The sequence below is a fragment of the Haliea sp. E1-2-M8 genome (assembly GCF_030649675.1).
Classification (GTDB): Bacteria; Pseudomonadota; Gammaproteobacteria; order Pseudomonadales; family Halieaceae; genus Haliea.
Genome location: NZ_JAUTDR010000018.1, coordinates 70,276 through 94,370, shown reverse-complemented (window position 1 = coordinate 94,370; position 24,095 = coordinate 70,276). Strand labels below are relative to the sequence as shown.

Sequence of the window (24,095 nt, the reverse complement as noted above, 5' to 3'; positions counted from 1 at the left end):
ATCTGACTGTAAAGCTGTGTATCTTTCATGATGACAAGGCTAATCTACCCACACGATTTGGTGAAGACCCAGTGAAGTAAAGGTAGCAAATAACCCAAGCGCCCCACCCGCCCAGAACAGCCAGTAATACCGTACCTATGCTTGGCCGACTCAGCAGCGAGATTGCCAATACAATAACGGTGTAGAAAATGCCGCCGCCGATGCAGTACGTACTGATTTTTCTATCACAAAAGTGCGCCTGCTTAGTCATATACCTCGCTCTCCAACATGTCCACGCCACCGATGATGAGCCCCAAAGTGGCGGACATCTTTTGTCAAATTTCTTTGGGCACCCGTCTAAATAATGGATGCATGGACATAGCAAGATTAAGCCCGTTTTCGACCATGGCAGATCCTGCTCCGTCTAAAGCGCCGACCCCACGTCCGCTCAAACCATCCGAGACTATCGCTATGTTCGGGACCGGTATAGCCGCGTTTCTCCTGGCTGGTGATCGAACCTGGCTGCCACCGCCTAGGACGTCGGACAACGGATGCAATTGGGCCAGGTTGTAGAAGAAGTGGCTGGTGCCGACGGTGGTCACCAGTACGTGGCGCCTCAAGCATTCTGTGGCATTTTGTGCGTAGTCCTGGCTATGCAGCGTGGAGTGGCTTGATCCGATCAACTTCTTCCTTGACCGATTGAGCCGCCGCCCATAGATCAATTGCGCGCTGTGCATTCAGCCAGAACTCGGGCGAGTTGCCAAACAGCCGGGCTAGCCGGAGTGCCATTTCAGGGCTGACAGCACGGCGTTCGCGCAGGAGTTCATTCACTGACTGCCGGGAGACACCCAAAGACTCGGCCAGCCGGGCAACCGTCAGGCCATAGTCCGGCAGGAAATCCTCCCTGAGCATTTCACCTGGATGGGTCGGCTTGCGCTGCATGCCGACAGTGTTGGGAATAGCCATAATCATTGCTCCTTTCAGTGGTAGTCACACACTTCAACTTCATAGGCGTCGCCATCTTCAAATCGAAAGCAGATCCGCCACTGATCATTTATGGAAATCGCGTGCTGCCCTTGCCTGTTTCCGGAGAGTGAGTGCAGGCGATTGCCGGGCGGCACTCTCAAGTCGTCCAGCTGCTCCGCTAGATGCACGTATTCAAGTTTTCTGGCCGCTCGCGGAGCAACATCCGCGGAGAACTTCTTGGTCTTGCCCTGTGAGTAGAGCTCTTGTGTTCGTTTGTCAGCAAAGGACTTGATCATAAAGCAAACGTTACTGTGTCACGTGACGCGTGTCAACACGGCGTTATTTAGATTGGTAGTTCAGGTTGTTCACGGTGTTTCCTGTCTCGGTTAGTGTTTCTGATCAAGCGGAGGCGCGAACCCACCGCATCCGGATACCGGCAAGGATCATGGGACACCACTCCCTTACAACCTGAAAGCGCCTGTAAACAGGCTACACAACCAATCTCCTGGGGGAGATCCCTGTTGTGTATACACACGCGGCCCCAATGGGCCGAGTGATAATGGTAGTGGTATAAGCACCTCCTTTGAGTTAAGCGATGACGGTCGCGATGTAGAGAATGGACTGCCGACCCTGAGGTCGGTGCGTCGGGTGCAGTCCTGGACGCACGGGCCCGTTGTGACCGGATGGTCGAGGGCGGGCCCCCTCTGTGCCACTGATCCGCAGTGGCCACGGGTAATTCTGTCTACGGTGGGTATTTTAGGAACCCGTCACGCGCGCGTCCTGCCGAAAATCGGTCTCGGAGCAGCGTACTTTCTGGGCTCGGAGCCATCGTCACTACCCCGCTGCGCTCGCTAGTGACGATGGCAGGCCTGCCACTCAGGTGATCTCTAGGCCAATAATGCACAGGGTTGCGGCCGATGCAAGGGGAAACCCCGTCACCGCCGGTCGGGGTTTGTGGTTACACTGGAACCAGTCTACTGCGGTTAAGTTATCGCCGTTCGAGAGGGATTTAGCGACGTGGACCCAACCCGGGGGCTGCTGGATCAAGGCGCCCTGGGAAGCAGTTATCGACTGGTGCGGGGTCCAGAAAGGCAAAACCTATGTAGGTATTAATGTAGGCATAGAGAATAAATAATTTTAAGTTTTTGATTTATATGCCTATTTGGTACCCCCGGCAGGACTCAAACCTGCGGCCTACCCCTTAGGAGGGGGTCGCTCTATTCAACTGAGCTACGGGGGCTTTGCGCGCGGCAGTATATCAGCCGCCGATATCTACGCAAATCTTGCCGAAGTGTTGCTGCGATTCCTGGTGGCGGAAAGCCTCGGCGAGCAGCTCGAGGGGGTAACGGCTGTCAATCACCGGCTTGATTGCGCCAGCTTCAACAGCGGCGATCATGTCCAGCTGCTGGGCGCGGCTGCCGACGGTGATGCCGCTGATGCGGGCGTTCTTCTGGAACAGCTCTGCCGTGGGCACTTCGCCAGAAAGCCCGGTAAGCACGCCGATCATGCTGATGCAGCCGTCAAACGCGACTGCCTTTACCGACTGGGCCACCGTACCGGAGCCGCCCACTTCCACCACCAGGTCGGCGCCGCGGCCGCCGGTGAGCTCCAGCACCCGCTTGCCCCACTCCGGCGTGTCGCGATAGTTGACCAACTGCTCTGCGCCGAGGGCAGCGAGGCGTTCCAGCTTGGCATCAGAGGAAGAGGTGGCAATCACCCGGCAGCCCATCTGCCGCGCAAACTGCAGGGCAAAGATGGAGACCCCGCCGCTGCCCTGCACCAACACCCAGTCGCCCGGCTTGAGGTCAGTCTCGACCACCAGCGCGCGCCAGGCGGTGAGGCCGGCGCAGGTCAGGGTGGCGGCCTCGTGAAAATCCAGGCCCGCAGGCATGCGGGTGAAGCCCCGGGCCGGCATGGTCACCGTTTCCGCAGCAAAGCCGTCGGCGTGGTCACCGGGCACCGCAAACAGCTTCTCGAAACCCGGGCGGCCGTCAAGCCAGTTGGGGAAGAAGCAGCTCAGGACGTTATCGCCCACGGCAAAGGCATCCACCCCCTCGCCTACTGCCGTTACCACACCGGCACCGTCAGACATGGGAATGCGGCCGTCATCGGTGGGGAGCAGACCGGTCACCACCACGTAGTCGTGGAAGTTCAGCGAGCTGGCCTTGACTGCAACCTGGATCTCGCCGTGGCCGGGGGCGCGGGGCTCGACGTCCACCTGAGCCAGCTTGTCCAGTCCACCTGGTTTGGGTACCGAAATTGCGCGCATGCAGTCGCTCCCTGTTTTGATTTCAAGTGATAGCGCCCGTTTCAGGCTGTGCCACGGGCGATGAGGCCTGCAATGTAAGCAATGTGCAGCGCAACCACAAGCAGCGTCAGTCGCTGCGCTTCTCGATGACCAACAGAATTGCCCCTACCCGGAAGCCGAACTTCTTCATGGTGGACTCATTGATCAAGGTGGTGGGATTGACCAGGTACATCCGGTCGTCAATCCGCAGGTCCAGCGTGCCGTCGTTATAGGGAATACGCAGCACATAGTCGAGAAACATGCTGTTACCGGCGACGGTAATCTGGCCGTCGCCAATAACGTCACCAGCAGTACCGGTGTAGCCGCCATCTCCCGTCGGGGTCAGGGTCCACACCCGTCGCTCGGGCTCGCCATCGTCAAACATGAAGTCCTCTTCCAGGGTACCTATCCCGTTTTTCCAGTAGGCCTTGATGTCGGCATTGAAGTAGCGGATGACCTTGCCGCCCCGGTCCTTGATTACCCCGTGGGCGGTTAGCTGACCCTGGAAGAATTCCTCTGGCACCAGCTGGGGCCGGTTGTCCGCATAGTCCTGCACGGTTACGGGGCTGCAGCCGGCGAGACCGAAGGTCAAGGCCAGCAGCAGGGCTACAGCAGGAGTAAAGCGCATGAAAACATCTCGCAGGTCATGTGGGTTCACACAGACTACGCAACGGGGCCGGTGCAGGATCACCGGCGCGGGGAACCAACTACAGAGTAAAGCTCACGCCTACGACCTGGGTGCAGGCCTGGCTGTCCACAAAGCTGCGCAGACGAGACTCGATACCGGCAGCATCCTGTTCAGGAATGCCGAACATCAGGCCATCGAAGTATCCCAACGCCTTGGCAAAGATTACATCGCCATCGGCGGCGTCATACTCATCCAGCACGTCGTCAGTGAGGGCGACGTAGTCATCTTCGTTGATGTAGCCCAGTGAGTCCTGGGCCAACACGCAGCTGAGGCGTTTGGCCGCGGCAAATTCATCCGGGCCCAGGGCGAGGGCGTGAACCTGGCTAGTAGCAATCAGCAGCAGTGCAGCAACAAGTGAGCGCATGGTATTCTGGTCTGTCCTGAATCAACGTGTCTATGGGCGGGCATGATAGTGCGCCTATGTGACACTTGTATGACAACGATATGAATTATCAGGGGAGCGTCGACCCATGAGCCTGCGCGTTATCGTCTGGGGCACCGGCAATGTCGGCCGCCCCGCCATCCGGGCCATTCTTACCCACCCGGACCTTGAGCTGGCGGGCGTGGTTGTCGCCAATCCGGACAAGGTTGGCGTCGATGTCGGGGTGCTGGCTGGCCTGGCGCCCATTGGCCTTGCGGCCACTGACGACCGGCGCTCACTCATGGCGGCAGGCGCGGATGCAGTGGTGTACGCGGCGACGGCTGATACGCGTCCGGAGGCCGCAATGGAGGACCTGCTGGCCTGCCTCAGTGCCGGTTGCAACGTGGTGGCGAGCGGGCTATACGCATTTCTGCACCCGCGAACCACACTCCCCGACCTGCTCGCGCCGGTGCAGGCGGCCTGCGACCGGGGCGGCAGTTCCCTGTTCGTGTCCGGCATCGATCCCGGCTGGGCCATGGACATGCTGCCGGCGCTGGTCAGCGGCACCAGCTCCGCCATTACCGAGATCCGCAGCCGGGAAATTTTTAATTACGCGCTCTACGACCAACCGCGGGTGGTGCGCGAGGTCATCGGCTTTGGGGGCTCCATGGACACCCTGCCGATCATGCTGCACGACTTCGCGATTGAAATGGTGTGGGGTCCGATGGTGAGGCTGGTGGGCGATGCCCTGAAGCAGCCTGTCACCAGCCTGGAGGTCATCGTTGAACGGCAACCGCTGCAGCGGGATATCAGGATACCCACCATGGGCCTGTTCGAGGCCGGCACCCAGGGTGCTTTCCGCTTTGAGGTGTCGGGGGTCACCGACAGCCCGGTGCGCTTTGTCCTGGAGCATGTCACCCGCATCGACGATACCTGCGCCCCGGACTGGCCCCACCCGCCCGAAGGCCAGGGCTGCCACCAGGTCATAGTCCGCGGCAACCCCACCATAACCCTGAGCCTGCATGCGGAAGATGAATACGAAGTCGGCGCCGGCGGCGGTGGCAACGCCTCCGCAGCCTGCTGGCTGGTCAATGCCATCCCGGCGGTGAATGCGGCCAACGCGGGGATTCTGACCATTCTCGACCTGCCGCGGATCGACGGCAGCCGGCAGCTGGGAACCCGCCTGCCCTGAAGCCCAAAAAAAACGCCGGCACAGGGCCGGCGTTCAAGCGGGGGTATTACTGTTCTGTCACATCAGCATTACAGCGAACCGGGAATTGTCCAGCCTTCATACCACAAGCTGGTGGCATTCGGGTCCACGGCGCCGGCATAGTCAGTGACGTCGAAGAAGTCGGGGGCAGCCACGCTTACCGGGTAGGTCGCGTTGATGTCCTCGATATCCAGAGCGCCTACCGCAGACGACTCTGGCGCCTGGGAAGCGTAGTTCTCATCCAGCTGCACATCAGAAACCAGTGACGGCAACAGGACCACATCACCGCCGATGTCACAATCCGCAACCACGTTGGTGTAGACCAGCTCGGTACCTATCTGGGCAGCCCGCTCAGCGTTGACACAGGTCGTCTCGCCTTCGAACGCGTCATCGTAGGTAAACACGGAATGGTGGACAAAGCCGCCGGAGGTGGCCTTGAACACGGCTGCCGTGGCGTTGGCTCCTCCGCCGATAAAGGTGGCGTTGGCGATCGTGGGGATGGACAGGAAGTCCAGGGTGCCCTCGGTGTCTGCCTCGATCAGGTTACCGTTGGCATCGGGACCCTGGATAGCGAGCAGATATTGCACGTTACCATTCCAACCCTCGTCCCAGTCGATGGAATCATCCTGATTCCCGGTCAACACGATGTAGCGAGTGTTAACGGTGCCACCATAGTACTCAATACCGTCGTCGGCGTTGTTGTGGATCTGGATGTATTCGATCGTAGTGCCGCGGCCAACGCCGATCAGGGAAATACCATTGATCTCGTTACCGGTGGCGAACTCGAAACCGCCCTCGGCCACCACCACGTAGCGCAGCACACCGCTGCTGTCATCGGGAGAATAACCACCGCCAAAGCCGGACTCACCTTCCGAGTCGATATTGCAGGCCACCGCGCCTTGATCTGCAGTCAAACACTCATTGTGCGGCGCGTAGCCGTGCATGATCAAACCGCCCCAATCGCCCACGCCGTCAAAGCCCGGGTCGTCAGCACTGAAGATGATCGGTGCATCGGCAGTACCCTCGGCCATGATCTTGGAACCGCGGGTGATGATCAGGTTGGCGAAGCTGCCGGTCTGGCCCTTGATCTGGGTACCGGGCTGGATGCTGATGGTCGCGTCAACCACCGCATCACCGCTGGCGAGATTACCTTCGTCAATCGACATCTCCTGATTGCCGTTACCCACGGTGACCCGGGACTCCATGTACCAGACCTTGTCGCTGGTCAGGGTGCGGTCAACCAGAATGGTAGCGGGCAGCTGGCAGACATCATTGCCGTCCGCGTCCTTGGGCCGCGCGGAGGACCAGTCCGGGCAGATGGAGGTGGTACCGGTGTCGCCACCGCCATTTGCCGGCGGGTTGGTAACGGTCGTCGGCGCGTCAATATTGATGTTGGCCTCGTCGCCTTCGGAACATCCGTAAAGGCCGCCGAGAGAGCCGAGCACCGCCGTAGCGATTGCCATTTTCTTCAGTTTCATAACTTCTCCTGGGTTTTCTCTGGTAGGTTTAATTTACTGCTGCCCCACGGCGAGCTTCCGATCAGAACTTCCAATCGAATCCTGCTTTCACTTCAAAGCCACGTTTGTATTTCTGAAACACGTTGCCGCCCTGTGTGAACTCCACTTCCGAATCCAGAATGTTTTCCAGCTTGGCGCGGAAAGTAAAATTGTCGGACCAGGCGTAGCGGTACACCAGGTTCATCTCCAGGCGTGGCTCCAGCAGCACGTCTGGCTGGCCCGATACACCGACGTCGACAATGGTGTCGCCAACCTGGTTCAGCAGCACCGTCAGCTCATGGCCACGGGCAATATCGTCATAGCCTGCGATCAGGTTGAAGGTGTACTCAGGCGCGCCCTGCAACTCGCGCTTGCTGGCGTTCAGCAGGGTTACTTCTGAGTCGATATAGCTGGCGTTGGTCGCGACAAAGAAACTGCGGGTAAAGGATTCGTCCAGCGGGAAGTCCTTGCGGCCGTCAACCTCCACACCCAGGATCTCCGCCGATTCAGCGTTCTGGTAGGTTCGCGAATTTCCCGCGGTGCCCGAGGCTGGCTGCACTACGCGCTCGATCGGGTCTTCCATGTCCTTGTAGAACAGGGCCACGCTGAGAGATTCCTGATCCGACCAGTACTTTTCCCAGCGCAGGTCATAGTTGGTCACGTCCGACACACCGAGGCTGGGGTTACCGCGGACCCGGAAGTTGAACTCCTTGTCGTAGAAGGTTGCGTTGGAGGTCTCCTTGAAGTCCGGCCGCGCAACGGTCTTCGACACTGCGAAACGCAGCTGCTGGTCATCGGTAATGAACCAGTTGAAGCTCAGGGTCGGCAGCACCGAATTCTCCTCCAGCACAGACTGCTGGGGCCCCTGGGTCCCGGAGAGACCGAAAGTATCGGTAACCTGCTCGAACTCCTCATAGCGCACGCCGAGCACCACTTGATACTTCAGGTTCCACAACGCGTCATAGGAGAGGTACACACTGTTGAGGTCCAGCTCCGCTTCATAGCTGTCACTGGGCAGGGTCTTGTCCTGAAAAGTGAAACCCGTACTGGGAACGCCGGTGATGGTATCGTCGTTGATTACGTCGGAGACCTGCAGATTGGGCGCGCTGTCGTCAACCGCCAGCAGGCCACCACCGAAACCGTAGGTGTCAGAATCTGAGTCCCGCTCCCGGGTGATGCCGTTGACTCCGAATTCCAGCTTGGACTCCAGATCGCCATTGGAGAACAAGTACTCCAGATCCAGCGATGCGTCGAGGTTGTCGTCGACCAGGTCGTCGTAGCGCCGGGTCAGCTCGGGCACCTGCAGATTGTAAATACCGTCGTTGCCCTGCAGGTCAAAGCGGACGTCGCGGCGGTCTGGTGCATAGCGCTCGGCACGGCTGGCGGTTGCCTGCCAGTTCAGGGTCCACGCTTCATCAGAGCCCAGGATATGCTCCCCAGCCAGCTGCTGTGACAGGAACTGGCGCTCTTCCCACTCAATTGACCAATTGAGCGATGGGTTCAGTTCGTCACCGTCAAAGCCATCTTCCACCCGCACCGATTCGCTGGTAACGCGGGAGGCAATGGTGTTGGAGGTATAACTGCTCTGGCCGACATTAAGGCCGATGGACAGCAGGCTGCTGGCATCGATGTCGTTGTCGAACTGCTCAAAAGTATAGTCATCAAGAACCCGCGAGGCGTTGACCCCACCGTAGGTCCTGCGCACGCCATCCTGGCGTACTCCTCGCTCGTTCTTGTAGTTGCCGGCGAGGAAGAAGCCCAGCTCCGAGCCGCCGAACAGGTCCAGATCAAAAACGTCGCCGTAGCTGAGCCCGACGGAAACGTCCGGAGCCGCGGTCTCGGTGTCGTACTGGAAGTTGTCGGTCAGCTGGTTGGCACCGAGCTTGCCCAGTTCGCGCTGCACCGCGGGGTTGAGAAATTCGGAAAACTTCAGGGCCTCGGCAACGGCGTAGGTAATCGCCGGTCGCTGGCGCTCGCCGTCATCCCAGCCAATGATATCGAAATCGCCGCTGATTGGGTCGACGAAGGCGTCCTTGCCGGTGGTACCGTCGACGTAGCCGAGCTGGAAGCTGACCTTGCCCGTGCGCTCATTGGGGAAGGTGCGGGTATTGATCTCCAGATTACCGCCGGTGCTCTCCCCGGGCATGGACGCCAGGAAGCTCTTGCGGATATCCAGCTGCTCCACCATGCTGCTGGGGAACAGGTCCAGCGGCACGCTGCGCTTGACCGGGTTGGTGCTGGGCAGGGTCGCGTTGTTCAGGGTGCTGCTGACATAGCGGTCGCCGAGGCCGCGAATGAACACGAACTGGCCGTCCTGCACCGTGACGCTGGGCACGCGAATTACCGAAGCGGCGACGTCGGTGTCACCGAAGCGCGCCAGCTGCTCCACATCCAGGGTATTGACCACGTTGGTGGAATAGCGCTCGCTCTCCTGCAGGCCAGCTGTGGGCATGCTGGCGATTACCGTCACTTCTTCAATCTGCGGCATCCTGATACCGACATCGGCCTGCCGCGGCCGGCGCAGGTTGAAATCGGACCCCTTTGCTGTGTTGGCGATGACCCGGTAGTCCTCGACGCTCTGGCTGCCGAGTTCCGGGTGGGTAATGGTCAGCGTGTAGATACCGCGGGGAGCCTCCAGCGCGTAACTGCCATCAGCTCCGGTGACCGCCGAACGCGCCACCGCGCCGGACAGCTCAACCATGGCGTCAGCAACCGGTTCGCCCCCGGAGGTAACCTGGCCCTGGACCGTGCCGGTCGAGGCACGTGCGCGCTGTGCTGCAGTCTCCGAGGTGAAATAGGAATCTACAGAAGCAACTGGAGACTGACCCTCTTCAAGGCGAATGAACACATCTGCGAGCTGACCCTCGGCGACCTCAAAGCGGAAGCTGTGCAGGACCTGCTCGCCGTCCAGCACCTGAATGCTGTGGGCGCCTGAGGTCAGGTCAAAGTACACTGCTCCGCTGCCGTCGATCGGCTTGCGGACGCTGCCGTCAAGGACAATGGTCAGGCCCGGCGACGCCGCGCCGTCCCTGCTCACCTGGACAACCAGCTCATCCGCTGCCTGGACTGACAGGGCCGAACAAAGCAAAACTGCAGTGGCGCTCAAGCGAGAAAACAGTGGTTTCATTCTGGGGTCCCAATGGTCCGGTTGTTTATTGCCGAGGCGCGGTATTCGAATACCACAGCCGCTGCTCACGTTCCGGACAAGCTTAGGGCCAGTTAATGACAGTAATGTGATCGGATTGTGACGTTTTTGTTGCAATTTGGGCCGGCAGCCCCGAGCACAGCGGCCGGGCCGCAGTCAAGAAAACTTCACGGAGTTGTCGCCTTTCTGCAACATCGGCACTGCAGGATGCGCCCTGTTCCTTCATTAAACAGGAGCTCCACGATGCAGCGCAGCAGTCAGACCAACCATCTCAGCCAGAAGGAGCGGGCACGGCGGGAAATCGAACGCCAGGTCGAGGCATTCCTCACCAGCGGTGGCAGAATTTCAGTGGTCGACACCTACCAGCTTCAGCAAACTGCGGCCCTGCTGGGCACTGCCTGGCGCGAGTACGACGAGGGTATTGAACTGCTTAACTAGTGTAATGCGGACCGCTCTACACTACCACCACGCGCCGGAGCACCACGGTCATGATTGACATTCGCCAGGTTCTGGAAACCCGCTACCCGACGCTGTTCCAACACCACCGACGCATCGCAACCACGCTGGTACGCTTCCTCGGCTATCTTTTCTACCAGTCGCGCTTTCGTCAGTTCGCCCAGGACTACCCGCATCTGCAGGGCTTTGATTTTGTCGAAGAGACCCTGCGCTATTTCGACTTCACCCTGCGCATCCGCGACAACGAGCGGTCCCGGATTCCCGCCAGTGGGCGGGTGGTAATCGCCGCCAACCACCCGATTGGCTCACTCGATGGCCTGGCGCTGCTCAGCCTCGTACGCCAGGTCAGGCCGGATGTGAAAGTGGTGGCCAATGATCTGCTCACTGCCGTGGGTCCACTGGAGCCGGTGCTGTTGCCGGTAACCAATATGGGCGGCAGCACCCCGCGGAAGAACTTGCGGCGCATTCGCGATCATCTGGAGCAGGAGGGTGCCCTGATTATCTTTCCCGCCGGCGAGGTGTCTCGCTTCGGGGTCAAGGGCGTGAAGGATGGCGTGTGGCAGACCGGTTTCGTCCGGATCGCCGCGGCCACCCGCGCGCCGATCCTGCCGATCTATGTCGCCGGGCGCAACTCGCTGTTCTTCTACAGCATTTCGTTTTTGGCCAAGCCGCTGTCCACTCTCTGGCTGGTGCGTGAGATGTTCAAGCAGAGCCACAATACGGTGGATGCCCGGGTCGGCCGGCCAGTGCCCTGGGAACACTACAACGCGCTGGAGGTATCTGTCGAACAGATGGCGCGACTGTTCCGCAAACATGTCTACCGGATTGCCCGCGACCGGCGGCCCATATTCCAGAGCATCGAGACCGTGGCCGCGCCGGAAAACCGGCTCTTGCTGCGCCAGGAAATCAACGCCAGTGAATCGCTGGGGCTGACCCCGGACGGCAAGCAAATCCACCTGTGCCGCATGACTGACGCGCCCTGCGTGATGCGCGAGATCGGGCGCCTGCGGGAACTGACCTTCCGCGCGGTCGGCGAGGGCTCGGGACTGCCGCGGGACATCGACCGCTTCGACAAGGACTATCTGCAGCTGGTGCTCTGGGATCCGCAGGAGCTGGAGATTGCCGGCGCCTACCGCCTTGGCGATGCCCGGGCGCTAATCCACCAGGGGGGTATGGCCGCACTGTATACCCACACGCTGTTCGCCTTCGGCCCGGGCATGGAGCCGTATCTCCAAAGTGGATTGGAACTGGGGCGCAGCTTTGTCCAGCCCCGCTACCAGACCCGGCAGAGCCTGGATTACCTGTGGCAGGGTATAGGCGCGTTTTTGCGCCGCTATCCGGGCTACCGCTACCTGTTCGGCCCCGCCTCGATCAGCCGCCTCTACGGAGACGAAGCCATCGCCCACCTGGTCAGCTACTACAACGCCCACTACGCGCGCCTGGCCCTGGATCTGGCGCCGCGCACGCCGTTCACGCCACCCGCCGGGCTGCCGCCGCTGTTTCCGGCAGTCTGCGAGCGTACGGACGCGGAGGCGGACTTCAGGACGCTGCAGGACACGCTGGCAGCGAATGGCCTGCGGGTTCCCACTCTGTACAAGCATTACGCCCAGGTGGCGGAACCGGCGGGTGTCGCCATCACCGCCTTTAACCTGGATCGGGACTTTGGCAACTGCGTCGACGGTTTTGTGCTGGTGGACCTGCAGCAGATGAAACCGCGCAAACGCAAGCGCTACCTGGAATGCGGGAACGGCGGCGGCAGATCTGCGCTCGCAACCGGCTGATTGTGGGCAGCCAGGGTCCGCTGCAGCACCTCGGCAATAAACCAGAGACGATCCTGGCCCCAGGCCGTGGCGAGGGTGCTGCCATCCGCATCCAGCAGCCTGAAGCCGGGAACGCCCCAGCAGTTGAACGCATACATGGCCTGGCGGTTGGCCTCCAGCGTTTCCTCCCAGCCCGGCTTGCCCAACTGCGCAGAGGCCTCGCGCCAGGATAACCCCGCCCGCTCCGCCACCAGGCGCAGAACACTCTTGCGGCCGGTGTTGCGCCCCTCGACAAACGCTGCGCGCAGGAAACTGCTCATCAATTCAGCGCGTTTGCCCGCGGCATCCGCTACCGGCAACAGCGAATAGCAGCGCCGCACCGGCTCGCCTATGGGGTCGTAGAAGGGTCCCAGCGGCACGCCGAGCGCGCGCGCCTCGCGGCCGGCGTCATTGAATATATAGACACCCTTGTCGCGGCTGGCCGCCACCCCGCGCATGACCATGGGCAGGACCGGGCGCAGGTCCAGGCGCACGCCCACGGCCTTTGCCCAGTCCACGACGGTGTCGAAGATCAGCGCGGTATAGGGGCTGCGCAGGGAGGCATAGAATTCCAGGGTCAGGGAACCGTTGTCCCTGTGCGGACCGCTGCGCAAGGGAGGGCGGGGGTAGAGGCAGCCCGCCAGCGGGCGGCGCTGGGTTTGCAGGGCCTGCAGGCGCTGCTCCAGGTGATACAGGCGATCCACTCCCCAGTACCAGACCCCGCCGTAGTAAAACATCGCCCCGGCGTAATGGTGCAGTTCCTTGCGCCGGGCCGCGCCGGCTCGCAGCAGGGCCTCGGCGTCTGCGGCGCTCGCTTCACCGTGGCGCCGCGCCAGATCGTCCAGCAGGGCTGTATTGCCGGTCAGCACCGCACTGCACAGCCCCTCTGCTGCCTCCACCCGGCCGCTTTCCGGCGTGGCGGCAAATATACGCTGGGCACGCTGCAACAGGGCGCCATCCGGCTCCACCAGGGGCGGGCAAGCCAGCCGGTAAAAAGGCGCCACCGCCGCCGCATCTTTCCTCGCCAGCAGCGACAGCAGCTCGGGTTCCGGCAGGTTGGCGCCGCTGGGGCCAGGGACCAGATGCCAGCGCATGTAGATATCATAGTGGGCCAGCAGCGGGCCGATGCACTGTGCAGCCAGCAGGCTGTAGGGGTCGTCAAGCTGGTGGAAATAGTCCACTACGTGGCCCGCACCGCTGTGGCCCGCACCGCTGCGTTCGCGCTCCTGTTCCGCCTCTTCCAGCAGCTTGCGCTCGCGCTCGGGATCGAGCAGCTTGTTGAGCATGCGCGAGGTTACCCAGCGCCGCAAGGGAGAAGGGTCCATGGTGGCCGCCCCACCCTGCTCGCGAAAATTCTGCGCCATGAAGCCGCTCCCTTGGCGAATGGGTTATGCTTTGCTTTTGCACGGCGAGGATAGCACGCAGCATGCATGGCTCACAGGCAAACACGGCCGCACCACTGCCTCCGGTTGATCGGGAGCGGCTGCTGGCGGAACTGCGCGCCGCCGCACCCGGGCTCGATCTCATTCTCGAGGCGGAATTACAGCGACCCTACGAGTGCGATGCCCTGGCGCTGTACCGGCAGTTGCCGCTGGTCACCGCCCTGCCGGCCACGGTAGAGGAAGTGCAGGCCGTATTGCGCGTCTGTCACGGGCTGGCGGTGCCGGTCGTCGCCCGCGGCGCTGGCACCGGGCTCTGCGCCGGCGCCATGCCTCACCCCGAAGGTCTTCTGCTGGTGCTCAGCAAGCTCGACCGGATCCTCGCCATCGACCCCGACGCGCGCAGCGCCCGGGTCCAGCCAGGCGTGGCCAACCTCGCCATCTCAAGGGAAGCGGCAGCTCACGGGCTCTACTACGCGCCGGACCCCTCCTCCCAGATTGCCTGCACCATCGGCGGCAACGTTGCGGAAAACTCCGGCGGAGTACACTGCCTGAAGTACGGGCTGACCACCCACAACCTGCTGGCGCTGACCGTACTCACCGTCGAGGGAGAAATGGTCATCCTCGGCGGCAGCGGCTTTGACGGCCCGGGCCTCGACCTGATGGCCCTGCTGACAGGCTCCGAGGGCCTGCTGGGCGTGGTGGTGGAAATCACCGTGAAACTGCTGCCGCAGCCGGAACTGGCCCGGGTGATCCTGGCCGGCTTCGCCAGCGTGCGCGAGGCGGGGGATGCGGTGGGCGTGATCATCGGTGCCGGCATCATACCCGCGGGGCTGGAAATGATGGACCAGCTTGCCCTGCGCGCGGCGGAGGACTTCGCCGGCGCCGGCTACCCCAGAGATGCCGCGGCGCTGCTGCTGTGTGAACTGGACGGTACCCGCGAGGAAGTGGCGGCGCAGATTGTGCGGGTACAGGCCCTGCTGCAGGAGCTGGGCGCCACCTCTCTGCGAGTGTCCGCCGACGAGCGAGAGCGCGCCTTGCTGTGGGCCGGGCGCAAGTCCGCTTTTCCCGCGGTCGGGCGGCTGGCGCCGGACTACTACTGTATGGACGGCACCATCCCCCGCGGCCAGGTAGCACCGGTGCTGGAGGAAATCAGCCGGCTGGCGGAAGGTTATGGGCTCGCGGTGGCCAATGTCTTCCACGCCGGCGACGGCAACCTGCACCCGCTGATCCTGTTCGATGCCGCCCAACCAGGGCAGATCTACAGGGCCGAGGCGCTGGGGGCCGACATCCTCGAACTCAGTGTCCGGGTAGGCGGCTGTATTACCGGCGAGCACGGCGTCGGCCTGGAGAAACTGCGGCAGATGCCGAGCCAGTTCAGCACCGCCGAGCTGCACCAGCTGGAAGATATCAAGGCCGCGTTTGATCCCGCCCTGACCCTGAACCCCGGCAAGGGCATCCCCATCCTCAAACGCTGCCAGGAATACCGCGCCCTGCCGGCGCGGGAGGCTGCCGTTGACTGACCTGATCGAAACCCTGTGTGACCGCGTGCGCAGCGCGCGGGCGGCGGGCACTCCCCTGCGCATTCGCGGCGGCGACAGCAAGCGGCAGTGGCTGGGCCGTCCCTGCGCGGAAGAGAATATCCTGGATCTGGCCCAACACCGCGGGGTGGTGGCCTATGAACCGGGGGAGCTGGTGCTGGTCGCCCGGGCCGGCACACCGATTGCCGAGCTCACCGAGGTACTGGCTGCGGAGCATCAGGTACTGGCTTTCGAGCCCCCCGCCGGCGGCGGCCGGGCCACCCTGGGCGGCACCCTGGCGAGCAACTGTTCCGGGCCCGCCCGGCCCTGGAGTGGCGCGGTGCGCGATGCGGTCCTGGGCGTGAAATTGCTCACTGGTCAGGGCGAGTGCCTGAATTTTGGCGGGCGGGTGGTAAAGAACGTGGCAGGTTATGACGTATCGCGGCTGCAGGCCGGCGCGCTGGGCAGCCTGGGTGTGATCGCCGAGGTCAGCCTGAAAGTCATGCCCGCTCCCGAAGCCACCCGGACACTTGCGCTGGAGCGGGATGCAGAGGCGGCACTCGCGGACATGAGCCGCTACGCCCGGGAGTCGACACCGCTGACCGGCGCGTGCTGGCTGCAGGGGCGCCTGTTCCTGCGTCTCTCGGGTGCCGCTGCCGCGGTTGAGGCCAGCGCCCGTCGCTGGGGCGGCGACACGGTGACAGCGAAGGATGCACCCTGGCACGCCCTGGGGGAATTTGCCGCTGGCGCCCAGGCCGCCGCCAAACCCCTGTGGCGGGTCTCCCTGGCGGGCAATGCACCGCTGCCGTCCGGGGCGATGCCCCTGCTGATCGACTGGGCCGGCGCCCTGCGCTGGTTTGCCGCCGACGGCTTCGATGCCTTTCGCTATGCCGGTGACCACGGCGGCCACGCCGCTCTCTGGTGGCCCCCCGCGGGTTGGGAAGATGAGACCGCGCAGCCGCTGTCACCCACCTTGCAGTCCCTGCACCAGCAGCTCAAGATGGCTTTTGACCCGGACCGTATTCTCAACCCCGGCCGCCTCTACAGCTGGCTCTAGGGCAATTCCAGGCAACGTTATGCAATTTTATGCACACTGAACTTGACTCCCGCTACCGGGACAATGCCGAGGCCCAGCGCGCCCGGCAACTGCTCAGCGCCTGCGTCCACTGCGGTTTCTGCCTGGAAACCTGCCCCACCTACCTGGAAACCCGGGACGAGCGCGACAGCCCCCGGGGCCGGATCTATCTGATCCGGCAGCTGCTGGAGACCGGTGCCGCCGCGGCCCCCACCAGCCACCATCTGGACCGCTGCCTGACCTGTCGCAGCTGCGAAACCACCTGCCCTTCGGGGGTACAGTACGCGCAGCTTGCCGAGATCGGGCAACAGCTGGCGGAGGAAGCCGCCCCCCGGCCTCGGTTGCAGGCCGCGCTGCGGAAGACACTGCGGGCCGTAATCAGCCGGCCTGCTGTACTCTCCCCGTTGTTGCGCATCGGACAATTCCTGCGCCCGCTGCTGCCCTCCACCCTGCGCCAGCAAGTCCCGCCGCGACAGCGGCGGCTGCCGGTGCCGGCGACCAGCGGTCAACGCAGGCTGCTGGTCCTGGAGGGCTGTGTCCAGGCTGCGGCCACGCCGGGTACCAACGACGCCGCCCGCAGGGTCTGCGCCGCACTCGGGATCACCCTGCAAGCGGCGCCAGAGGCCGGCTGCTGCGGCGCGGTACAGCAGCATCTCGGTGGCGCGGAGGCCGCCCGCAACAACATGCGCCGCAACATCGACGCCTGGTGGCCGGCCATCGAGGCGGGGGCGGAAGCCATTGTCAGTACCGCCTCCGGCTGCGGGGCCATGCTGGCAGACTACGGACGCCTGCTCGCGGACGACCCGGCCTACGCCCAGCGCGCGGCGCGAGTGTCCGCCCTGTCCCGTGATCTCGGCGAGGTACTGCTGGCGGAGGACCTGGGCGCGCTGGCTGCAGATACCAGCTGCGGCAAGGTGGCGGTGCACACGCCCTGCTCCCTGCAGCATGCCCTGCGCCAGCCTGACCTGTTGCCACGGCTGCTGCGGGGCGCCGGGTTTGAGCTGGCCCGGACCGGGGAAAGCCATATCTGCTGCGGGTCCGCCGGTACCTATTCCCTGCTGCAGCCGGCGCTCAGTGAGCGGCTGCGCAAGCGCAAGCAGGCGGCCCTGACGGTGGATGCCCCGGCCCTGATTGCCACCGCCAACGTCGGCTGCCAGCTGCATCTCGCCAACCCGGAGGTGCCAGTGCTGCACTGGATAGAGTTGCTGGATCCCGCACGCGCCAGGGCGCGCCAGTGAACAGATCCGGCTGCAACCCGGGGCGGGTTTTTGCCCGGTGAGCCCGGTTTGGTTATAAGCACCTGAAATCTTGTTCCAAATTGTTAGTGGCCCGGGAGATGACAGTCTGGTTACATGAGGTTGCGTCGTTCGACGCCATGCTATGAACGGAGGCACTATCTATGAGAAGACAGAAGCGCGACACCAGTTCCAGGGCATTCGACCACGGCTATCGGGCTGGAGTATCCGGCCGCAGTATTGATTTCTGCCCCCATGCCCAAGAGGAACATCGCCAGCAGTGGGTGTCTGGCTGGCGAGAAGGTCGTGTAGATCAATGGGACGGCCTGACGGGCGTGTCAGGGGTCCACAAGATGAGGGTTTCCTGAGGCCAGGATCACCCGGCAAGGCTAACCCGGTACAACCATAAGGAACAGCGGGCGCCAAGGGCGCCCGCTTTCATGTGCGCAGGCTGCTCTGCGCCAGATCCAGCAATTCCCTGACCGCCACCGCGAACATCGCAAAATCCGGTGAATCGGTTGTATGCAGTTCGGTGAGCATGTCCTGCCAGCGCGACAGCAGCACCGACTGCTGCTGCTCCCAGGTTTCCAGGCAGCCTTCCAGGGTGCCGGCGTCGTCGAGATAGCGCAGGGCACCGACCGCCAGGGTGCGCTGCTGCCACTCAAGGTCTTCCAGGTAGGTATCCCGCGCCAGCGCCTGCCACTCGTTGTCGACCTTGCTGGACAGAATCTGGCCGCTGAACCAGTCCAGCTCGAGGCGCTCACCCATCTCGAAGTAGAGCTCGGCCACCTGCAGCAGGGGTGCCTCGGTCTCGCGCGCGGCATGAATGATACCCAGGGAAGTGGAGCCCTGCAGGGCACACGCCACCGCCCCGGCCAGCACCTCCTCGACCCCGGCCTCCTGCCAGTGCAGGGACAGGGCCCGGTACTGCTCGACGGCGCGGCCGCGCAACATCCCCGGCAGGGCCACACTCAACTGGGCAACCCCCTCGCTGAACTCGGCGATGGCACGGGTGGGAGCCATTTCGTGGCGCCGGTTGCGCAGCAGCCAGCGGCTCGCGCGCCGCACCAGACGGATCAGGCTGTGCATCATTTCCTGCTGTACCACCGCAGAGACCTGGTGATCCAGGCTCTCGATCTGCAGCCAGAGCTCGTCCACGGCATAGATCTTCATCACCGAAGTGTAGGCCCGGGCAATATCGGCGACCGAGGCGCCGGTAGCCTTGCGCAGCCGGGCAACGAAGTTGAACCCGACCCGGTTGACGATATCGTTGGCCACCTGGGTACACATGATCTCCCGGCGCAGGCGGTGCTCTGCCACCTCCTCCGGATATAGCTCCAGCAGCCGGGGCGGGAACGCGGTAGTCACCGCCGCCGCCAGGTGCGGATCGATGCCCAGGTCGGAAGCGATAAGCTCCTCCTTGAGAATCGCCTTGCTGTAGGACACCAGCACCGCCAGCTCCGGCCGGGTCAGGCCGTGGCCCTGCACCCGCCGGTCCGCCAGTTCCTGGTCCGTGGGAATAAACTCCAGCCCACGGCTCAGCTTGCCCGCGGTTTCCAGGTTGCTGATCAGGCGCCGATACTCGCCATGGCGCTCAATGGCTTCCAGTTCCGCCAGACTGATGGCCTGGGTCTGGCGGTAGTTGTTCTGCAGCACCAGTTGCGCCACGCTGTCGGTCATCTCCTGCAGCAGACTGTTGCGCTGCTTGCCGGTGAGATCGCCGCGATCCACCACTGCATTGAGCAGGATCTTGATGTTGACCTCGTGGTCGGAGCAGTCAACGCCGCCGGCGTTGTCAATAAAATCGGTGTTGGAGCGACCACCGTGCAAGCTGTATTCCACCCGCGCCAGCTGCGTCATACCCAGGTTGCCGCCCTCGCCGATCACCCGGCAACGCAGCTCGGGCGCGTTGACCCGCACGGCGTCGTTGGACTTGTCTCCAACATCGGTGTGGGACTCGCTGCTGGCCTTGATATAGGTGCCAATACCGCCGTTCCAGAGCAGGTCCGTCTGCGCCCGCAGCAGGTGGGAGATGAGCTCGTTCGGAGTCAGGTGATCGACGTGAATGTCGAAGCGCGCCCGCATTTGCCGCGAGATGGGAATGGCCTTGGCGGCGCGTTCAAACACGCCGCCCCCGGCGGAGATCAGGCTGCGGTCATAGTCGGACCAGCTCGAGCGCGACAGCCCGAACAGTCGCTGGCGCTCGGCAAAACTGCTGCTGGCATCCGGCTCCGGATCGATAAAAATGTGCAGGTGGTTGAAGGCCGCGAGCAGGCGAATGTGAGGCGATAACAACATACCGTTGCCGAACACGTCCCCGGCCATATCGCCGATACCCACCACGGTGAAGTCCGTGCTCTGGACGTCCACGCCCAGCTCGCGGAAATGGCGCTGCACCGAGACCCAGGCCCCGCGGGCGGTAATCGCCATCTTCTTGTGATCGTAGCCAGCGCTGCCCCCGGAGGCGAAGGCGTCACCGAGCCAGAAACCGTATTCCCGGGAGAGCCCGTTGGCGATATCGGAAAAGGTGGCGGTACCCTTGTCCGCCGCCACCACCAGGTAGGGATCCTCGTCATCCTTGGCGACGACCAGCGGCGGCCGAATGATCCCGCCTTCACTCCGATTGTCGGTGATGTCGAGCAGGCCGCGGATGAAGATCCGGTAACAGGCAATCCCCTCTTCCTGCACCTGGTCGCGGCCCATGTCCGGGGTCAGGCATTTGGCGACAAAGCCACCCTTGGCGCCCACCGGCACGATAACCGCGTTTTTAACCTGCTGTGCCTTGACCAGGCCCAGCACCTCGGTGCGGAAGTCCTCCAGCCGATCCGACCAGCGCAGGCCGCCCCGGGCGACCTTGCCGCCGCGGAGATGGACGCCCTCCACCCGCGGTGAATACACGAATATTTCGTAGAGTGGTACCGGCTTGGGCACATCCGGAATATCCCGCGGGCTCAGCTTGAAAGAGAAATAGGGCTTGAGCAGGCCGCCCTCGCCTTCCTGGAAGAAGTTGGTGCGCAGGGTCGCCTTGATGACCAGGATAAACTGGCGGATGATCCGGTCCTGGCCCAGGTTCTGCACCTGCTCCAGCCCCGCCAGGATGCGCTGCTCCACCGCCTCCTCCCGCTGCGCGCGCCAGTCCTCGTCGCCGTCAAAGACCGGTGAAAAGCGGGTCAGGAACAGCTCGACGATGCCGGCGGTGATGTGCAGGTGGTCCGCCATGGTCTCGGCGATGTACTCGACGCTGTAGGGGAAGCGAATCTGGCGCAGGTAGCGGGCGTAGGCCCGCAGCAGCGCAATTTCCCGCCAGCTCAGCCGGGTGCCCAGCAGCAGCCGGTTGAAGGAGTCGTTTTCGGCCTCGCCAAACCAGATGCGGGCAAACGCGTCCTCGAATTCATCGCGCACCTGCTCCAGGTCGATATTGTCCGACAGGGAATAGCTGAGGCTGAACTCCTGGATCCAGTAGCGGCCACCGTCGCCGCCGCGCACCCCGTAGGGACGCTCGGACATGACCCGCAGGCCCAGGTTCTCCAGTATCGGCAGCACATCGGACAAGGGCAGCGATTCGCCGCGATGAAACAGCCGCAGGCGCAGGCGGTCGACGTCTTCCTCCAGCATCCGGTACAGCATCATGCCCAGGGAATGGTCGTCGCTGAGTTCCAGCAGGTGCTTGATATCCAGCACCGCGACCCGGGGATCAAAGTCATCGCGGTAGCCGGGCGGAAAACCGACGCCGATCTCGCGCGCATACTGCTCGCCGTTTTCCTCGCCAAACTCTTCAATCAGGCGCAACCGCAGCCGATCTTCCCATGCCAGTGTCGCCTGCACGATCTGCTCCTCGATTTCATTGACTTCATAGGCCTGTTCCACCGCCGGGTCCACCCGCAGGACAAAGTGGCAGCGGATCAGTACCGACTCGGAAAAATAGGTAGTGAACTCGGATTCCTCCGCACCGAGAGCCCGGCACAGAATGTCCTGCATCACGCGGCGCTGCTCGGTGTTGTAGCGATCCCGGGGCATGTACACCAGGCAGCTGAAGAACTTGCCGTGGGCGTCCCGGCGCACGAACAGCCGGGTCTGGCGCCGTTCCTGTATGCGGTTGACCGCGAACACGGTATTGCCCAGTTCGCGAATGCTGGACTGGAACAGCTCGTCGCGCGGAAACAGTTCCAGCACCCGCGCCAGTTCGCGACCATCGTGTTCGCGTGGATCCAGCCCGGACTGCTGGATGACCTCCTGCACCTTGCGCCGCAGGATGGGGATCAACATCGGATTGGTGGTGTAAACGGACGACGTGTAGAGCCCGTAAAAGCGGTGCTGGCCGACCACGTCGCCGGCATCGTTGAACAGCTTCACCTCGACATAGTCCGGGTAGGCCTGCCGGTGCACCCGCGAGCGGGTGCCGGATTTGGCAAAGCTCAACTGGCGGCGTTGCTGCTCTTCCGGCGCCATGCTGTGCAGGTCGGCCTGCAGATCCCCGGCACCGCGGGTGGAACGCAGGCGTAACATGCCCAGGCTGCGCGCCGGGTCTGCCTCCACTTCGATCACCGCGCCCTCGCGCCGCACTTCGAGGAATTCGTAGCCGAGGAAGGTCATGCGATCGAACTCGAGCCACTTGAGGAACTCAATGGCCTCATCCCGATTGTCCGGGTCGACACAGCTGCTGTCAGCGACCGCGTCCACCGCCTCCTGCAGACGGGCCCGCATCGGCCCGAAATCATCCACCACCAGCGCGACCTGCTGCAGAATGTCGCGCAGGCAGTCGCGCAGTTCACCCAGCTGGTCAGGCCGCGAGTGGCGTCCTATCTCGAAGTAGAGCAGGCTCTCGTGGGAGCTGTCGGGGAAGGCATCCTGCCCCACTTCCAGCACTGCCTCCAGCTCGCCAGCCGCGCTGCGCCGGGCCTCTACATTGCAACTGGCCAGACTGTGAATGCGGATGTTGCGCTGGTTGAGCTCGCCGCGAACCGAAGCCGTGCAGAACGGCAGATCGCGGCAGAGAATGGCAATGACCGTATATTTGCTTTCCCAGCCGTGACTCTGGATGTCGGGGTTGAAGATCCGCACCTTGGGCGTGGGCGCGTCCCAGTCCTGCATGAAGTGCAGCAACCCGTAAAGGCAGCCGTAAAGATTCTCCACCGAGCGCTGGCGCAGGTCCTCCGCGGGAAAGCGGCTGAAAAAGGAATCCGCCAGTTGCAGCAGGGATTCCCGGTCAGCATCATCGCTGCGGCGCTCGATCAGGGCAGTGAGTTCTTCCAGCAAATTGTTCTTGTAAGCTTCCCAGGCCATGGCTTAAGCGTGCACCTTCGGCCGCTGCAGGGCCGTATTTGATTCATTATCGTCGCCGCATAGTCTAGCGCAAAGCTGCGCCACTTGTCGGGCGGGTGAGCAGGAACTTTTACACATGCGTCCGGTCCCAAGGGCTGCCCGCGACCAGGGCGTGAACTGCGGCAGGGGTTTGGCTACAATGCCCCCCGCGCCACCCGGCGCGGGGGGGCCTCGCGGCCGCGGCGTTCAATCGGCATGCAAGGAGACTGCGTGGCTAGTGCAGACATACGTACCCTGGAAACCTGGCTCAGTGGCCAGATCATCGGACAAGCCCACCTGGTTGAGCGCCTGCTCATTGCGCTGCTCGCCGACGGCCACCTGCTGGTAGAGGGCGCGCCCGGCCTGGCCAAGACCCGCGCCATCAAGGCACTGGCGGAGGGCATCGAAGGCAGCTTTCATCGCATCCAGTTTACTCCCGACCTCCTGCCCGGCGACGTCACCGGCACCGAAATCTACCGCCCCCAGGAGGGCAGCTTCCACTTCCAGCGCGGCCCCATCTTCCACAACCTGGTGCTCGCGGACGAGGTCAACCGGGCGCCGGCCAAAGTCCAGTCCGCCCTGCTTGAGGCCATGGCCGAACGCCAGGTGAGCGTGGGCAGCGAAACCTTTCCCCTGCCACCCCTGTTTCTGGTCATGGCCACCCAGAACCCGATCGAGCAGGAGGGCACCTACCCCCTGCCGGAAGCCCAGCTGGACCGCTTCCTGATGCATGTGCGGGTGGGTTACCCCGATGCCGCCGCGGAAACCGCGATCCTGCGCCTGACCAGGGCAGAGGCCAGCAGCGGCAGCGCCAGTGCGCCGCCACCCCTGCGCCAGGACACTGTGTTCGAAGCCCGGCGCGAAGTGCTGGCGCTGCACATGGCAGAGACTGTCGAGCAATACATCGTGCAACTGGTCATCGCCAGCCGGCAGCCGGAGCTCTACGCCGAGCATCTCGGCGGCTGGATCGAATACGGGGCCAGCCCGCGGGCGACTATCGCCCTGGACCGCTGCGCCCGCGCCCACGCCTGGCTGCGGGGCCAGGACTTTGTCAGCCCGGACGACGTCCAGGCTGTGGCCGGCGATGTTCTGCGCCACCGCCTGATACTGAGCTTCGAGGCCGAGGCCAACGGTGTCACCCCGGACCAGGTCATCAATGAATTGCTGACCCTGGTCCCGGCCGCGTAGGGCGCCCGGC

The 24,095-nt window shown here is 63.2% G+C and carries 17 protein-coding genes and 1 tRNA gene; 8 read left to right on the top strand and 10 right to left on the bottom strand.

Annotation, left to right across the window (positions count from 1 at the left end; translation table 11 throughout):
- Positions 1-630 precede the first annotated feature (630 nt).
- The 6 genes from Q6D67_RS15320 to Q6D67_RS15295 all read right to left on the bottom strand — a co-directional run bounded on the left by Q6D67_RS15320 (position 631) and on the right by Q6D67_RS15295 (position 4,284).
- Positions 631-945 (bottom strand): HigA family addiction module antitoxin, encoded by a 315-nt coding sequence (locus tag Q6D67_RS15320; RefSeq protein ID WP_304706539.1) that lies wholly within the window; start codon positions 943-945, stop codon positions 631-633.
- A 14-nt stretch (positions 946-959) separates the two neighbouring features.
- Positions 960-1,241, bottom strand: coding sequence for a type II toxin-antitoxin system RelE/ParE family toxin (locus Q6D67_RS15315; protein ID WP_304706538.1), 282 nt, complete (start codon positions 1,239-1,241; stop codon positions 960-962).
- A gap of 867 nt (positions 1,242-2,108) precedes the next feature.
- A tRNA-Arg gene (locus Q6D67_RS15310) sits at positions 2,109-2,185 on the bottom strand.
- Between the two features lie 18 nt (positions 2,186-2,203).
- On the bottom strand, positions 2,204-3,214 hold the full coding sequence (locus tag Q6D67_RS15305) for an NAD(P)-dependent alcohol dehydrogenase (protein WP_304706537.1): 1,011 nt from the start codon (positions 3,212-3,214) through the stop codon (positions 2,204-2,206).
- A 106-nt stretch (positions 3,215-3,320) separates the two neighbouring features.
- Positions 3,321-3,860, bottom strand: coding sequence for a DUF3833 domain-containing protein (locus Q6D67_RS15300; protein WP_304706536.1), 540 nt, complete (start codon positions 3,858-3,860; stop codon positions 3,321-3,323).
- Positions 3,861-3,939: 79 nt separating this feature from the next.
- Positions 3,940-4,284 carry a hypothetical protein gene (locus Q6D67_RS15295; RefSeq protein ID WP_304706535.1) on the bottom strand — a complete coding sequence of 115 codons (345 nt, stop codon included), beginning with the start codon at positions 4,282-4,284 and terminating at the stop codon, positions 3,940-3,942.
- 106 nt (positions 4,285-4,390) lie between these two features.
- Between Q6D67_RS15295 and Q6D67_RS15290 the strand changes: the two genes are divergently transcribed.
- The gene (locus Q6D67_RS15290; RefSeq protein ID WP_304706534.1) at positions 4,391-5,473 is read left to right on the top strand and encodes a hypothetical protein; all 1,083 of its coding nucleotides are present in this window, start codon (positions 4,391-4,393) and stop codon (positions 5,471-5,473) included.
- A gap of 68 nt (positions 5,474-5,541) precedes the next feature.
- On the opposite strand, the gene Q6D67_RS15285 is transcribed toward Q6D67_RS15290, so the two are convergent.
- Both Q6D67_RS15285 and Q6D67_RS15280 read right to left on the bottom strand, forming a co-directional pair.
- On the bottom strand, positions 5,542-6,969 hold the full coding sequence (locus Q6D67_RS15285) for a hypothetical protein (RefSeq protein ID WP_304706533.1): 1,428 nt from the start codon (positions 6,967-6,969) through the stop codon (positions 5,542-5,544).
- Between the two features lie 61 nt (positions 6,970-7,030).
- Positions 7,031-10,114 (bottom strand): TonB-dependent receptor, encoded by a 3,084-nt coding sequence (locus tag Q6D67_RS15280; RefSeq protein ID WP_304706532.1) that lies wholly within the window; start codon positions 10,112-10,114, stop codon positions 7,031-7,033.
- Positions 10,115-10,375: 261 nt separating this feature from the next.
- Between Q6D67_RS15280 and Q6D67_RS15275 the strand changes: the two genes are divergently transcribed.
- Both Q6D67_RS15275 and Q6D67_RS15270 read left to right on the top strand, forming a co-directional pair.
- A complete protein-coding gene (locus tag Q6D67_RS15275; protein WP_304706531.1) occupies positions 10,376-10,570 on the top strand; it encodes a hypothetical protein in 195 nt (64 codons plus the stop codon).
- Positions 10,571-10,620: 50 nt separating this feature from the next.
- Positions 10,621-12,369, top strand: coding sequence for a GNAT family N-acyltransferase (locus tag Q6D67_RS15270; RefSeq protein WP_304706530.1), 1,749 nt, complete (start codon positions 10,621-10,623; stop codon positions 12,367-12,369).
- Here the strand turns inward: Q6D67_RS15270 and Q6D67_RS15265 are convergent.
- Entirely contained in the window at positions 12,318-13,751 is a 1,434-nt protein-coding gene (locus Q6D67_RS15265; protein WP_304706529.1) for a DsbA family protein, read from the bottom strand. The two genes, Q6D67_RS15270 and Q6D67_RS15265, sit on opposite strands and share 52 nt — an antisense overlap.
- 62 nt (positions 13,752-13,813) lie before the next feature.
- On the opposite strand from Q6D67_RS15265, the gene Q6D67_RS15260 reads away from it, so the two are divergent.
- The 4 genes from Q6D67_RS15260 (at position 13,814) to rmf (ending at position 17,964) form a co-directional block, all read left to right on the top strand.
- Entirely contained in the window at positions 13,814-15,289 is a 1,476-nt protein-coding gene (locus Q6D67_RS15260; RefSeq protein ID WP_304706528.1) for an FAD-linked oxidase C-terminal domain-containing protein, read from the top strand.
- Positions 15,282-16,343: a glycolate oxidase subunit GlcE gene (gene glcE, locus Q6D67_RS15255; protein WP_304706527.1), complete on the top strand. Its 1,062-nt coding sequence runs from the start codon at positions 15,282-15,284 to the stop codon at positions 16,341-16,343. The genes Q6D67_RS15260 and glcE overlap by 8 nt, the downstream gene beginning before the upstream one ends.
- A gap of 29 nt (positions 16,344-16,372) precedes the next feature.
- The gene (gene glcF, locus Q6D67_RS15250) at positions 16,373-17,599 is read left to right on the top strand and encodes a glycolate oxidase subunit GlcF (RefSeq protein ID WP_304706526.1); all 1,227 of its coding nucleotides are present in this window, start codon (positions 16,373-16,375) and stop codon (positions 17,597-17,599) included.
- A 161-nt stretch (positions 17,600-17,760) separates the two neighbouring features.
- Positions 17,761-17,964 carry a ribosome modulation factor gene (gene rmf, locus Q6D67_RS15245; RefSeq protein WP_304706525.1) on the top strand — a complete coding sequence of 68 codons (204 nt, stop codon included), beginning with the start codon at positions 17,761-17,763 and terminating at the stop codon, positions 17,962-17,964.
- Positions 17,965-18,034: 70 nt separating this feature from the next.
- On the opposite strand, the gene Q6D67_RS15240 is transcribed toward rmf, so the two are convergent.
- On the bottom strand, positions 18,035-22,879 hold the full coding sequence (locus Q6D67_RS15240; protein WP_304706524.1) for an NAD-glutamate dehydrogenase: 4,845 nt from the start codon (positions 22,877-22,879) through the stop codon (positions 18,035-18,037).
- A gap of 249 nt (positions 22,880-23,128) precedes the next feature.
- Here Q6D67_RS15240 and Q6D67_RS15235 point away from each other — a divergent pair, with 249 nt between their 5' ends.
- Positions 23,129-24,085: a MoxR family ATPase gene (locus Q6D67_RS15235; protein ID WP_304706523.1), complete on the top strand. Its 957-nt coding sequence runs from the start codon at positions 23,129-23,131 to the stop codon at positions 24,083-24,085.
- Positions 24,086-24,095 lie beyond the last annotated feature (10 nt).